The sequence below is a fragment of the Paenibacillus maysiensis genome (assembly GCF_000520815.1).
GTDB classification, from domain to species: domain Bacteria; phylum Bacillota; class Bacilli; order Paenibacillales; family Paenibacillaceae; genus Paenibacillus; species Paenibacillus maysiensis.
The window spans coordinates 1-14,435 of record NZ_ASRY01000093.1; the positions used below are offsets into that span (position 1 = coordinate 1).

At 42.4% G+C, this 14,435-nt stretch carries 12 protein-coding genes; 3 read left to right on the top strand and 9 right to left on the bottom strand.

Annotated features, from left to right (window positions below; genetic code table 11):
- A partial coding sequence (locus L696_RS0106250) for a threonine/serine exporter family protein (RefSeq protein ID WP_025682877.1) occupies window positions 1-297 on the top strand: 297 nt, incomplete at its 5' end.
- A 134-nt stretch (window positions 298-431) separates the two neighbouring features.
- Here L696_RS0106250 and L696_RS0106255 read toward each other — a convergent pair.
- Window positions 432-953, bottom strand: coding sequence for a GNAT family N-acetyltransferase (locus L696_RS0106255; RefSeq protein WP_025682878.1), 522 nt, complete (start codon window positions 951-953; stop codon window positions 432-434).
- Between the two features lie 176 nt (window positions 954-1,129).
- Here L696_RS0106255 and L696_RS0106260 point away from each other — a divergent pair, with 176 nt between their 5' ends.
- Both L696_RS0106260 and L696_RS0106265 read left to right on the top strand, forming a co-directional pair.
- Window positions 1,130-1,894 (top strand): MBL fold metallo-hydrolase, encoded by a 765-nt coding sequence (locus L696_RS0106260; protein WP_483414260.1) that lies wholly within the window; start codon window positions 1,130-1,132, stop codon window positions 1,892-1,894.
- A gap of 72 nt (window positions 1,895-1,966) precedes the next feature.
- On the top strand, window positions 1,967-3,055 hold the full coding sequence (locus L696_RS0106265; RefSeq protein WP_025682880.1) for a M24 family metallopeptidase: 1,089 nt from the start codon (window positions 1,967-1,969) through the stop codon (window positions 3,053-3,055).
- Window positions 3,056-3,170: 115 nt separating this feature from the next.
- Here the strand turns inward: L696_RS0106265 and L696_RS0106270 are convergent, their stop codons facing one another.
- The 8 genes from L696_RS0106270 to L696_RS0106305 form a co-directional block, all read right to left on the bottom strand.
- Window positions 3,171-4,121, bottom strand: a complete 951-nt coding sequence (locus L696_RS0106270) for a sigma-70 family RNA polymerase sigma factor (RefSeq protein ID WP_025682881.1) — start codon at window positions 4,119-4,121, stop codon at window positions 3,171-3,173.
- A gap of 97 nt (window positions 4,122-4,218) precedes the next feature.
- Window positions 4,219-4,566, bottom strand: a complete 348-nt coding sequence (locus tag L696_RS0106275; protein WP_025682882.1) for a hypothetical protein — start codon at window positions 4,564-4,566, stop codon at window positions 4,219-4,221.
- Window positions 4,567-4,583: 17 nt separating this feature from the next.
- Window positions 4,584-4,901 (bottom strand): hypothetical protein, encoded by a 318-nt coding sequence (locus tag L696_RS0106280; RefSeq protein ID WP_025682883.1) that lies wholly within the window; start codon window positions 4,899-4,901, stop codon window positions 4,584-4,586.
- A gap of 32 nt (window positions 4,902-4,933) precedes the next feature.
- On the bottom strand, window positions 4,934-5,398 hold the full coding sequence (locus tag L696_RS0106285) for a hypothetical protein (RefSeq protein WP_025682884.1): 465 nt from the start codon (window positions 5,396-5,398) through the stop codon (window positions 4,934-4,936).
- 168 nt (window positions 5,399-5,566) lie between these two features.
- Window positions 5,567-6,103, bottom strand: a complete 537-nt coding sequence (locus L696_RS0106290) for a sigma-70 family RNA polymerase sigma factor (protein WP_025682885.1) — start codon at window positions 6,101-6,103, stop codon at window positions 5,567-5,569.
- A 905-nt stretch (window positions 6,104-7,008) separates the two neighbouring features.
- Window positions 7,009-10,998 (bottom strand): DNRLRE domain-containing protein, encoded by a 3,990-nt coding sequence (locus L696_RS0106295; protein ID WP_025682886.1) that lies wholly within the window; start codon window positions 10,996-10,998, stop codon window positions 7,009-7,011.
- Window positions 10,999-11,034: 36 nt separating this feature from the next.
- Complete coding sequence (locus L696_RS0106300; protein ID WP_025682887.1) at window positions 11,035-13,815, bottom strand: hypothetical protein; 2,781 nt, start codon at window positions 13,813-13,815, stop codon at window positions 11,035-11,037.
- Window positions 13,800-14,417: a hypothetical protein gene (locus L696_RS0106305; RefSeq protein ID WP_025682888.1), complete on the bottom strand. Its 618-nt coding sequence runs from the start codon at window positions 14,415-14,417 to the stop codon at window positions 13,800-13,802. The genes L696_RS0106300 and L696_RS0106305 overlap by 16 nt, the downstream gene beginning before the upstream one ends.
- Window positions 14,418-14,435 lie beyond the last annotated feature (18 nt).

Here is a 14,435-nt window from a genome sequence, read left to right on the forward strand (position 1 = left end):
ATGGGACCCGTGAGCGCCAGCTTCTTGGCAACGGTTCTGATCGGGATCATCAGCCAGAGCTTGGCTAGACTGTACAAAATGCCCGTTATTATTTTCAGCGTGGCAGGCATAATTCCGCTTGTTCCGGGAGGCATGGCCTACAATGCGATGCGACAGTTTGTACAGCATAATTATCCTCAGGCGCTGGAGCTGGCTATGAGCACACTCATGATCGCAGGTGCCATTGCTGTCGGCTTGGTGCTGTCCGAGGTGCTCAATCAGATTTTTCACAACATACGTTTGAAACCACAGCGTTAAACGACGGAATAAGCAACATCATTTTTTTCACAACATTAAAGGCTGCTTCCAAAAACACGCACGATTGTAGTGCACAGAACATTTTGGATGCAGCTTTTTTTTCATGTTCCACTTTATAAACGATGTTTGTTCGTCTATTTATCCTCAACATCCACTCGTTTACCCAGAATAGCCAAATCCCGCTCTATGCTGTCCAGCACCGCAACACGCGGATAATAACCCCATTGTTCAAAGCTGAACTTGCTCAGCAAGGCGATACTCGGCTCATTGTGACCAAATACAAACCCCAACAGCGTCGTAATTCCAAGCCTAGGGCATTCATTCAGTACATGCTGCACCAGACGACTTCCTGCTCCAGTTCCACGAGAATCTTCATGGACATAAATACTGATTTCCGCCGTACCGTTATAAGCTGGACGTCCATAAAAAGACTGTAGGCTGGCCCACCCTGCAATCGTCTCTTTATGTCTCAGAACCCACAAAGGTCGATGGTCTTCTTGATGAGCCTCAAACCATGGGATACGGCTCTCCACTGTCACGGGCTCCAAATCTGCCGTTGCCATTCGACCTGCAATGGTGGAATTATAAATGCCCACAATAGCCGGAAGATCCTCCCTGCGCGCAAATTCAATGGAAAAAGATTGGTCCCTATTCATCGTTTGTACCCGCCTCCTGTTCTGTTGATTTATTTCATTGTACAAGACAAGCTCCCAAACAGCCATATCGAGTTGTTTTTTTGCGGTTCGGATGCAAAGGGTTCTATAATAGAGCTTGAAGAAAATCAAAAGCTTCAAAGATTAGCCGACCCATTTAACAATATAAGACAGGAGGTGTGCTTCGGAGTTCACGGGATTCTGAAGCAGCTTATATGAATATTGGAACTCAAATTTTGATTTTGGAAATACCTATGGAATCTTTCTTTGGAAAAACAACGATTTATCCTGTGCTGCTCAAGGATGAGGACGGGCTTACGCTCATTGACACGGGGATGCTAGGCCAGTTGGAAGCGTTGCGCAAGGCTATTGCAGATGTGGGAGAGGATATCAGCCACCTGAAGCGAATTATTTTAACGCATCAGGACATTGATCATATCGGTAATGTTCATGCACTACTGGACTTGCTACCGAATACCGCTCTATTGGCTCATAAGGATGATATTCCTTATATGACAGGGGATCGGCCGTTTGTGAAGCTGACACCGGAACGAATCAATCAGTTGGATACTGCGCTCAAGCAGCAAGCAGAAGATATGATTCGCCGCCTGCCGGACTTGCGCTTTGCCCATGCCCTTGAAGACGGTGAGCATCTTCCTTATGGTGGGGGAATACAGATTATCCATACACCTGGTCACACGCCGGGGCATATCAGCTTGTATGCTCCCGCGCAAAAGCTGCTTTTGGCGGCGGACGAGCTCCTTGTAGTTGAAGGCGAACTGGTCGGCCCTGCTGAGTCGGCTACACCGGATATGCCACTGGCCTTGGAAAGCCTCAATAAACTAACTGTACTGGATGTCGAGAAGGTGCTGTGCTATCATGGGGGTTTTTATGATCAGAATGTACAGGCACGTCTACAGACATTAAGTCAGGAACGAGACTAAAGTAGTCAGATCTATAAACAAATATGTAATAAGCGTTATAATGAATTCATGAATAGAAAGGGATGAAGCTGCATGAATGATAAAATAACCCGGCTATATGATGAATTGAAGTCACAGTCATGGGACGGATTGCTCGTCACCGATCCTAAGCATATCTACTACCTGACTGGCTTTGCCAGTGAGCCGCATGAGCGATTTCTCGGCTTGATGCTGCTTCGGGACGAGGAGCCTGAACTGATCGTGCCTGCATTGGATGCAGAGGCGGCCCACGCCGCTTCTTCCGTGGCTCGCATATCCACTCACACAGATACAGACAATCCATATGATCTGCTGCGCCAGCGCACAGGTACCGGAGTGAGGGTGTTCGCGCTGGAAAAGGAACACGTCTCCGTACTCCGCTACGAACAGCTACATACTGCTATTGGTGCGGCCCAATATGTGGATCTCGGCCCCGTACTTCAGGATATGCGTGTAAGGAAAACGCCTGAGGAAGTACGGCGTCTGAAGCATGCCGCACAGTTGGTGGAGAACGCCCTTCGCCACGGCTTGACCCATGTGCGTGAAGGCGTAACAGAAGTCGAGCTGGTAGCCGAAATCGAATACCAGATGAAGAAAATCGGCGCAGATGGCCCGTCCTTTGACACCACGGTGCTATCTGGCCCCAAAACAGCGTTACCTCATGGTGTTCCGGGTATACGCAAGCTGCAACACGGCGATTTGCTTATGTTTGATATGGGTGTATATTCAGATGGTTACGCCTCAGACATTACGCGCACTTTTGCTTTTGGCAAGCTGTCAGCTGAACTGGAGACGATTTATCAGACGGTACTCCGCTCAAACGAGGCTGGTATTGCCGCCATTCGTCCGGGTGTATCCTGCGCGTCGGTAGACCAGGCAGCACGTGCAGTTGTAGAAGCTGCCGGGTTTGGCCCTGCCTTTAACCATCGGGTTGGACACGGTCTTGGCATGAGCGTTCACGAATATCCGTCTGTGCATGGCGGTAATGAAGACCTGCTTCATGAGGGCTTCGTGTTCACCATAGAGCCCGGCATCTACGTGCCAGGCCTCGGTGGTGTACGGATTGAAGATGACGTTCTGGTCACCTCTGACGGTGTAGAAGTGCTGACTTCTTTTCCGAAAGAGCTGACGGTGCTGGGATAAGTTTGATTTTTTTTTCGCTTTAAAGCTCATGCTGAAAACTGCATGGGCTTTTTTATCCTCTTGATTCTAATATCGATCGAGAGCAGTTGTGATTTGCGTTTAACTTTGCTATACTTTATATAGCTAATTTTGCTTTTTTGCGGATATAGTAAAGAACACGTTTTGAATACTTTGAAATATCATAGCCGGATATTTTAAGTACATCTGTAATGTCTGTAACATTCAAGACTTGTTTATGTTCTTTACTCATCTCTACAATTAAGTTAATTTCTTCTCTGTATTTTGATTGAGCTTCAATTTGGATATTCTCAGTATCCTGTTTGTGTTTGTCTATTTTTTTCCTGATGCGTGCTAACGTTCTGGTGATTGTCATGGGGTATACGTGGAGTATTTCAGATATCCGGGAGTTATTAGCTCCTTTCATAATTAAGTGCATCACGGTTTTTTCATGTTCTGTAAACAGAGAACTACTTAACAGTTGTTGAACATAAACCTTATTAATCACATGCTCATCCATGTTATTTTGTGAGTTGTCTGTAGCTTCGAAGTTATCTATTGAATCAAAATGTTCCATTGCATCACTGAATTGGGCAACTTCTCTGTAACGTTCTATAGGAACTTGAAGGAGCTTCGCCATTTTTTGCTCACTCGGCCTGTAGCCTAGTGCATCTTCTATCTCTACCATCCTTCGGATCATATCAATAGCTCCTCGACTAAGTCTTACCTCTTGAGAGTTGCTATATAATAACTGATTAACCTCCCATAAAATTGGCCTTACTACATACGTAGTAAATTTAATTCCTCGATGAATATCGAAATCCTTGAGTGCCGTTAGTAATCCTATACATGCTTGTTGGTATAAATCATCTTCAGTAACCTTGAATTTCATTTTTAGCTCTTCTATACTTCCCTTATATCGCATAATAATCGAAAACATAAATTTCCGATTTTCTTGAAGAAATTCCCCAAGAAGGTCTTTGTCCTCTTTACACGCACAGATCAGCTTTATATTATGCATATCCTTCACAGCAGGCTTTCTTAATTGTACATACGTATCACTGAGCAATCCGTTCACCCCGTATTTTCTGGAAATACCAGCATAATGAATTTCCTTCTACATTGATCACGCTCACAGTCCAGTAGTCGGTCTACCTTTTTAGAATTTATTTATCTGAATAGTTAATGAGATACGTATGGCCGGAATCATCCAAGTATAAAAAATTCTTTGAACGCGTTTGGTTAGTTTGCATCGAATCCAACACATACTCGTGCTGGGTAAGGAACTGCTGCTCCATTTCCTGAACCAAAGACGTATATTCATTCATTTGCAATTCGAGCAATTGATTACGGGCCGCAAGTTGTCTATTTTGGGAAATCAGATGATGATTTTTCCTTTTAAGCTCCTTATTCTCTTTGACAACTCTCTGAATTTTGCTAATAATTTGTATAAATTCTACTGATTCAGAATCTTCCCCATCTTGCTGATACCTGTTGTTGTTCGTATGGTTCATAGCCTTGCCTCCAGAGTTTATTTATAGCGATAGTCTGTAAAATCCTTGAGATGTATTTCAACCCGATTCAGGTTACAGTCAGGTTCTGCTGCCAACGTTTGTTCCAGCTTTTCAAACATAAGCAGTATGCCTTTGCTCACAGGTGGCTTAAATGCGTCTTCGCCTGCGTCGTATCTCGCCCACCACTTCCTCAAGGATTCCATCGTTATGGTCTGATTGATATAATCCCCACAGTGCTTACACCAAAGAACAAGGGATTGATCGCATTCCATCTCTTCAGGAACAAAAGAAGATTCCGCCCCACAATGGGGGCATTTATACATATAACCGATCATGTTCTATAATCTCCCTCCCTAGGTGCTGTTCCTTAAACCCGGTCAGGTAGAGAAATAGGACCATAGCTTTGGTTCGTTATACCGTTTAGACGAAGGGTAACCTTCGGGTCTGTCAAAAAATAATAGGATACTTCTATTCTTTTGCGGTCAGCACTCTCCGTGTAAAATTCAAAACGAAATTCCCTCCCGCCCATTACAGGATGAGCTACCTGAAAATAGAGACCTTCACTATAATCTTTGCAATATACATGGTTAACAATTACATTTTCATCAACCACTAAAGACCAATAATCAGCAGGGGTAATAACATCCGCCTTTATTGAAATAGCGAAAAACTCAAGATCATTGGATATCTTAAAGGTATCTAATATCATCCTTTTACCTTCTAAAGCTCTTAAGCCATCTATATCAACCCTGCGGCTTGCTATGCAGGGCTTTGTTTTGGTAGGATAGAAAGGTGGGTCTAATCTTCCACCGACTAAATAGCGACTCAACATGTAAACTACCTTCCTTATTAACAATTTTCATTGAATTTTCAGAATCATTCACTTGCAATGCCTCAGTCAGATATGTATACTAATTAATGTATAGTAAGGGGCAGTGCGTAGTGCCTTTCTATTTCCTTTTGGATTTGATTTTGTTCTGATAGTGGTATATCAGAGTGTTTATTTGTTAATCTCAGTTTTATAGAGTTCTCTTAGTTTTTTCACGGCTCGACAAGCATGAGATTTATGAATATCAAGATAATGGGCGATTTCTGCAGGTTTCATATCCATTCCTTCTTCGGTGAATAGCATGAAATTTATGATTCGTTGCTCCTGTTTTGTGAATCTGTTACGATTGCCTAAGTAGTCTACCTTCACGTCTGCTAATTTAAACCCATAATCATTCACTTGAACCGAGTAATAATTGGCCATAGAGCCTTCTTCATCTGTGCCATCGCAAAAGTTAACGGTTGTACTGAACTGCGTAATTTTACGTTTTTTTTTACGATAGTAGTCAACCACAGAACGTTTAATGACCGTATGTGAAAAAGTAGATATATCCTTCTTTATATTCCCTTTGTGGATCGCTGTCAGAATTTGAACGATTGAATCCTGTTTCACATCTTCTCGATCCTCCTCGTTAACACCACGAAGTATAAAGTTAAAAATATGATTTAAAGTATCTGGGTCAAATGAGCTAACATTTGTCGTTATCATTGCGGTTCTCCTATTTTAATAGTTTATTTTAAATCAATAGGTTCCAATTCACTCTGTTCCCTCCTTAAAACTTGTATCACAACTCCTTTCCGAATTTCGACATTCGACAATTAGTTTCCACTTTTTTCTTTATCTTACCCTACTCTTTTTTTAATACGTAATACATTTGAATCAGTTCCATTTACCTAATTGAATATATAATTTTTAGGATTCTACTCTAATAGTCGTCATATCTATCAGAAGAGTTGCAATTTATCTATTACTTTTTTTAAAAAAAATGCGAACCTATGTTCTCATTCTAATAGGTATATATAACCTTGTCAATTCCTAACATAGATTGATGTTATTTTCATCTGGTTATATTGTTCCATTTTTTTGTGTATACATCTTTAAAAACAAGCCTTTTGAATCAATTCGAAAATGTTCCATAAGACCTATTTCAACATTCCTTTGGAAACTGTCGAAGTTTCTCGATAGCCTCCATTAGTACTTCATTTCAAACGTCAGTTTGCTTCCCCTATAAATCTATTTCCTATCCACTTTCAAGTCTGGCTACCAATGCCTCTACCTTCGCATTCAAGGATCTGTTTTCTGCGAGCAAGCTTAAATTTTCGTTCTGAAGCACAGCTATCTCTTCACTTAAGCGATGGATTTCCTCCTTATGACTTGACAAGGCATCCATTAAAGTAACCCGAAAAGCCTGCTCATCTTTGGACAGTAGCTCTCGTTCTTTAACCTTATTATTGCTACGACCGCTGGCGTAGCCGATGACTCCAATAACTGCGGTTATTACATTTATGTCCAGCCCACAGCACCTGCCTTTTGTCTATTTTCTCCCCCGACAGGTTCAATATAAGTAAAAATCAGTAAAACTTAACCCCTGCTACGAATAGCAGGGGTTAAGTTTACATGATAAAGCAGTATCCGTATTCTGTAGCCACATCTATACTGGAAGCCATATCATCATACACCTGAACCTGTATAGCCCCAGGTAGTAATGCTTTCTGCCACACGGAAATATGGCCTTTTAATATAGATCTTTTCCAAATGTCCATGGAACCATGAAGATCATTTTGTCGATACTGTCTGACCACCACTGAGCCAGTGACAATGGATTTCTCCCACACACTCATATCACTTTGTAAGCTTATTTGTGCTGTCCTTCTCACAGTTAGATAGCCTGTGATGTGACTATGTTCCCGAATCTCCAAATCTGATGGAAGCTCTGTTTGCTCTGAATGTCGAACGGCAACATGACCATATTTATCATACGCTGCGTCCCGCCTAATCCCCACTTCAGCATTCAGATCATGGTGTTCCATAACACGAACCGATAGTTCGGTATCCCAATCCTGCTGATCGGAAAGACGCACCAAGATTCGAGACCATCTATCAGATTCACGGCTTTTCCGTGCACTGATCCTGCCTTTAAGTTCAGATTTCTCCCAAGTTTTTACGTAAAGCTCACTCGAGATAGAGTCCAAATGACTACGTCTGATTCGCAGGTAAGAAGACTGATCCGTATGGCTGTCCACTCGAACCTTTATATTAGAGCCTAGATTACCGGATCTTACTCCTACTGCAATTTCCAGATCAGAAATGAGCTTAACTCGCACTGTAATTCGTGACTGCATATCCATTCTTATATGGTACGGAATGGATATGCAGGCCCATAAATTTCCTGAAAGTACAGTGAGACTTGAAGGCACATCTTTTTTCGGCCAGATCGCTATACTTGATCTCAAAGAAGTATAATGCGATATTGTGACCGTTGAAGGTAGCCCGGAATGTGCTCTTGTTCTTACAGACAAATCGGATATGAGCAAATTACTAAACACAATTTGAAGCCTGCCGTAAAAATCAGGATTGTGGATATTCATATCCGCAGGCATATCTTTCCTATAAAGTATACGCCCCTCCACCATCAGATCTGCTTCACGAGATCTACGGACTGAAATAGAGCTTTTCTTTACTGCTCCCTGAAAGACGGATATGCTCCCTAATATATTAGGGATACTCAACTCCATACCAGAAAAGATATCCTGATGCTCTGTCCTTCTTACACGGATCGACCCAAGCATTTCCTTACGATTAACAAGAATCGTTGCCGGAAGTTCGGGAAACGGAACTGCCCAGCGGGCAACGCTCAGTTCGGAAGCAAGGTTCTCCCTGTAAAAGACATACATATTCGAAGGTACTATTTTCCTATTCACCCATAGGGTGCTGTCCAATGAATTCTCACGTGCAACAGCAATAACAAGCTGAGCTTCCAAAGAATGATTATCCTTGCGCCGTACGGACACCTTACCGTTTAAGTTAGGTACCGTCACTGTGATATCGGTCAGGATCTCCCTTTGGTTGTGGACAAACAGGCTTCCCTTCCAAACCGTTGCTCCATAGGACTGTTTGATGCGAAACGAAGCTGGAAGATGAGACACCTTACTTACACGAGAGGTAAGGCCACCTTCTATACTGTTCCTGCCCAAACTATAGATACGAGTATCATAGTAGGTAATATCCAATATAGGACGGTACGATTTTTGCTCCTTAGTAAAAAAACGGATACTTCCATGTTCAAATTCATCCAGAGCTTTAAAAATATATCCAAAATTCGGCCTTTTTCCTTCATACCATGCACGAATGGAATCAGTCACATCAAAAGAAATGTACCCTGAATCTCCACCTACATCTTGAACGATGTTTATACCGTCATAGGTTGAATTAGGACTGCTAAAGCCAAACGGAAACGGTTGGTTTTGCCAGGTAACTCCATATTCTGTCCATTCCCTGGATGCTTCAATGAGCTGTATCCCCTTCAGGGGTACGTTGCGACCATCGAAATACACTTTGAGCTCGGCCGATTTAATCGTTGTATTTTTCTTGGGAATAGAAGCTGTATCCAAATCAAAGCCAACATAAGATCTGTATCTTTCCTGAGCCGAGGCAGAATATCCGACATACATTTGTTCCTCAACACCATAGTTTAATCTGGGCTGAGACTCACGAACAAAAGCATCTTTATTAGAATAAATAATCGTCGTGTACGTTGGAGGCTCGATAACATCATATCTGCCTTTCATCCATGTATAGGGTGCAATTCCTATGGATGAAGCCATATCCGAAACTTCCCGAACCGTCATTGCAGACGGAAGATCATCATAACTCCGAGAAGTTATCCCGTATCTGCCGGTAGACTGGGTAAAGGATGCAATAGACAAGAATGAAGGTAGATTCTCCGTCTTCTTAATTTCCAGACTAGCATATATATCTATAACATGACTTTTACGAATATGGTAATGCCCCATTATTCGGGTATGGGTACCTACCAGAATGCTACTGTGTAGTTCAGATATACTTGGTACCGTCAGGAAGGAGGTTAAGTCTTCGGCTCCTAGAGACTCTATACTATATTTCACGGCTAGGTGAGTATGGGTACGTACAGACAATGATGAATATATTTGATGAATAGACTTAATTTGCAGGCTGGAGCTGAGATTAGCAGGTTCGATCCCCCGCACCTGATATCTTCCGTTGCTGCTTACCTGAGTGTTTACCTTTAAGCTGCTGACGATATCATTAGGCTTTTTGACCTCTATTGCAGCTTTGAGGTTTTGCTCCTGAGCAGCATGAATATCATATTTGGCGGCTAAGGTAGTACTTGCTTGAACCGATATACGGGAAGGTAATCCCTGTTGCACAACATTCAGGCTGGAAAGCAAATCATTTGGCATGAGCCGCTTCACATCGTATGCGGCTACTGCTACAGCTGATGAGCTAACACTCAGCACAGCAGTGAGATGATCGGATACCTTAACTGCCAACCTACCTTGGACATCACTATTATCCGCAGGCAGGATACTGTATCGAGCCTTTACAGCCGTTTTCCCTGACGCACTAACACCCAGCACGGCTGCAAGATTATCCGCTACCTTAACTTCAATAGCACTCTGTACATCATCATGATCCGCAGGGTGGGCCGCATAGTGCGCTTTTACAGAAACATGAGTATTAATATGCATATTGCTGACTACATCCATAGGCTTTTTAACCGTTATATGTGAAGACATGTCAGCCATGTCCGTAGGAATAATAGTCTGCTTCCCTTGAACTCCCCCGCTAATTCCTACTTGCAAGGATGCTGAGAGATTCTGCCTTTCCAGTACTCTCGCATGAATCTGCATGTCAGAATGACTTATCCCCAAAAGGTAACCAGCCATATAGTTTGCAACGATTTCATCCATCGTTAACGCAACATTGTACATCCGTACAACAGGAATATATCCACGAAACCATTGGCTATCCTCTGTACTGTGCCTGCCAATAAAAAGTCCATTGGGCCATTGGCTATGTTCAGTGATTTCAGCTTGCATATTCCCCTGAGGAGCGCCATTCAGAAAAGTAGATAGATTACCTGTAATTTCGTCATATGCGCCAACAATATGATACCATTTGTTTCTGGGTAATTTCCCTAAGTTGGCATATGCTTTTCTCGTACGGGTCGCGATCTGAAGCTCCAATTCCCCAATAGGGTTAAACATGACTAAAATACCCTGAGTATCGTTCAACTCTCCCCCAGAAGACAAAACAACGTTACCCCCGATATAATATATCCACACTTCAAAGGTAACACTGGCGATAGGCTTAGAGGTATCCGCGCCTGTACATTGGATATAATGGCTCGTCCCATTAAAAAACAGGGCATAGGGATCGGCGAGGGTGTTTCTGCCCCCCCAACCATCATCTTTCGTAAAATGGAAGCCATTCAGTATGCCGTGATTTCCTTTACCACTCAAATCATGCCATTGCGAAGTGGGTTTTGAGTTGGAGCCAACCTCCAAACCTTGATCGGCAAGGGAAGCGTGAAGGGAAAGGATTAATCCTCTCTTACTAAACATGAACATCACGCCCTATTCCATTGTATTGGAACATTATTACATGGGGCTTGCTTTCGCCCTTAGATCAAACGTTCCACCCGTCTTCACTGCAATATCCGACTTGATTCTTACATAGAGCTTTTCCGCGCTGCCCCTGGCCAATGTGCCGTTAAAAGCTAATTCCTGAGCAGGCAGAAATGGAGTATCCGACATACTTAAATCGATTTCCATCCCTTTAGCTACCGTTGTACTATCCACCCATGTTTTGAGTTGATTCACCGGGAAATCAGCATTATTTTGCAACCATACTGGTTTGGGGGAAGAGGTTTGGCTTGCGACCAATGTGCCAAACTCCAGGTAACGCAGCCGCTCTCCTGCATTATCCGTATAGTATTTACCAAATTCATTACGGAAGCCCAGCAACGGCAGATCAAGAGGTAGGAGCTTCCTTAATGCGGGATAACCGTCATTGTATTTAGGGTCCATCATCCATATGTCGTCAAAATTCCAGGCCGTATTGGAGTAGGTTCCCCTGTACTTCATTTCACGGGTGATCAGGCCTGATCCACCTGTACTAGAAGCATTCTTATACAATTCCTTATCAAAGTAATTATCTGAAAAGGCTCCACTCCCCGCATAAATAAATCCATTCAAAGCGGATGAAGCAAATGCCTTGCCTAACGCAAGGCACCGTCTTACAGTAAGGGTAGCAGTATTCCCGCCAAATCCGCCCACCGTTACTCCATTTAACTCCGCATCTGTCCAGCAATCCTCCAGTATAGAAGAACTAATACCGTAACCTAAAAATCCTCCCAGGTAATCCCCTGTACTCTCACCTTTACCGGAAGCATAGCATCTACGTATAATTCCATTACCCGTCAGGTAGCCTGCGAACACTCCAGTGTAGCCTACTCCTGCAACAGTTACATTTACACTACAATCCTCTATGATTCCATCCGTAGTTACTTGTCCTACCAAACCGGCTCCATGACTTCCTTTACTTGTAATTTTGCAATAAGAAAATGTATCGACATGGCAATTGCTAATGGTAGATTTGGAAATTTGGCCTGCTAATGCAGTTGCATAACTGTTACCTGTAACATTACAATCAACGATATCCAGATTCTTAATCCAGCCGCCCATCATGTAGCCAAACAGACTTACAAATGAATCATTGGGACGATAGATGAATAAGTTGGCAACACAGCGCCCTCCACCATCAACATATCCTTTGAAATACGATTCTTTACCCACAAGATTAAAACCAATGGGGTAAAATCCGTCCTCCGCCTGGAATTGAGTCATTTTGATATCATCTTCGAATTTGAAATAAGATTCATTGCGGAACCAGCGCATTTGAGCAAGATCAAACTCGGTCAGGATAATAAAAGGATCTTCTTTTTTCCCTGTTCCATTCTGATATCGAATAAACTGTCGATGCTCAGGATATCCTCCATTGTAATCCTGACTCATGTACCAATAATTTGCAAAATCCCAATTTTCAAATGTGGATGCAACCTTTAATTCCGACGAAGATTTACCAACACCTGCTGCACTGGTTGGAACTTCTGAGGTTTCTATATCCCAATAACAATTTGTGATTGCAGAAGTATTATTACTGCCTATAAAGCCCCCAATATTGCTTCTTTCCCGAGCTAATGTGATATCCTCAACCTTACCGGTAGAGTAACAATATGCAATTGAGAAACTGCCGCTGTAATAATTTACACTTCCACTGAACCCTCCTGCAATATTGCTTGCGGATCGAACGTTACACTTATAATTATATGAATAATTAATGATTGAGCTGCCTGAATAATTGCGGATGTCTTGATATAGATAACCAATTAACCCGCCAACATATCCATTCTGACCTTCTATTACTCCTGAAATAACATTACAGTTATATACTGAAGTATTAAACCCATAACCTATTAAAGCTCCTGTATACCCCTTTTTGTTAGTGATGCTAGGATCAATCAATCTTAAATTACGTATTGTTGCAGACCTGGTACAACCAAATAAACCAACAAAATTTCTATCCTGATTCATAAACAAGCTTTTTATAAAATACCCATTCCCATCATACACACCTGTGAACACGAGATTGGCATTATCACTACCTATCGGTGTAAACCCCTCTCCACTCTGAAAGCTGCCCATGACAATATCCCTATCCTGCATATACCAGGCTCCAGGCTTCTTCCGAACATCATCCAAATCCTGCTCGGTAGATACAATATAAGGATCTGCCTGCGTACCACCACCACCGGAAAAGTGATCTACATAAATATAGGTCTGACCCTCTACCTTCTCGTAATAGGGTCTTACTCCGTCCGTCTCTTCCTTCGTCTTCACGTAGGTCAGCTCAGCAACACCGTCTTCATCCGCATCACTGACTACGTATACATCCGAATAATCATCATAGGGTAAAATAATCGTTCCGCTAAGGTGGGAGGCTCCATGCACATAAGCAAATTCACGGCCAAACGGAATCTGTTCACGGGTTTCTGCATCCAATACATGCTGCACCCGATCTCTGCCTACGATGTCAATTCCCGTCGGATCGACGGTATCTAAAATAATCGTGGATGCTATTTTATTTTCGTAAAAGGAATCAGCCAGTTGCTTATATTCTTGATACATCTGCTCTTCATCAGGTGTTAATGTATCATTGACATCCAGCTTTTTTTCCTGCAACTCTTCAAATTCTTCTTTAATACTTTCCCAACCATTTGGAGTGAGAACTTCTACAGGATATGGGTATATACTGAATACTGACTTTTTATTGGTTTTATCTACTTCAATCGTGTAATTACGAATTACTGAACCAGCCAATTCAATTCACCTCCGATATCGGGTTTTAATGGAGCACTGAATTCCTGTGTAACCAGGCCGTTTACCTTGACCTGTAATTTACCATTCAGTTCCGTATTGGATACTAGTCTCAATGCCATATGAACGGGTGCGTTGAATGGAATCTTACAGATCGCTTTGACATGAAATTCAACATGGTCAATCAGAAGTGCCGCCTTATATCCAAAATTAAATTGGGTAATTGTACTGCTCATTACGCCTTTTTCTCCAGCCGCAGCAGGGCTATAATTGGGTAATCCAGATGCCTCCGCATCCTTATATGAAATAATGTCTCTGTAGGATTGAAACACATTACCCGTCAGGTTATAGTCTTTGTCCGGCGTTGAATATACCAGTTCCACCATCCTGCCAGCTAATTTGAAAATACCGTCACTTTCAAAGAAAAAGCTTTGACCATGCCCTACCATGCCAAAACGAATCAATTTATCTCTTTGAATAGCATAAAAGCTATTTTCTGCCTGAGTGACAAAATCATACTCAGAAAGGTGAGTACCATCCGTATACTCACCTAGCCAAATAAAATCCTGTGACACAGGAGAATATCCGTTACATTGTGCAAACATAGATATTCTTCCTCCCAT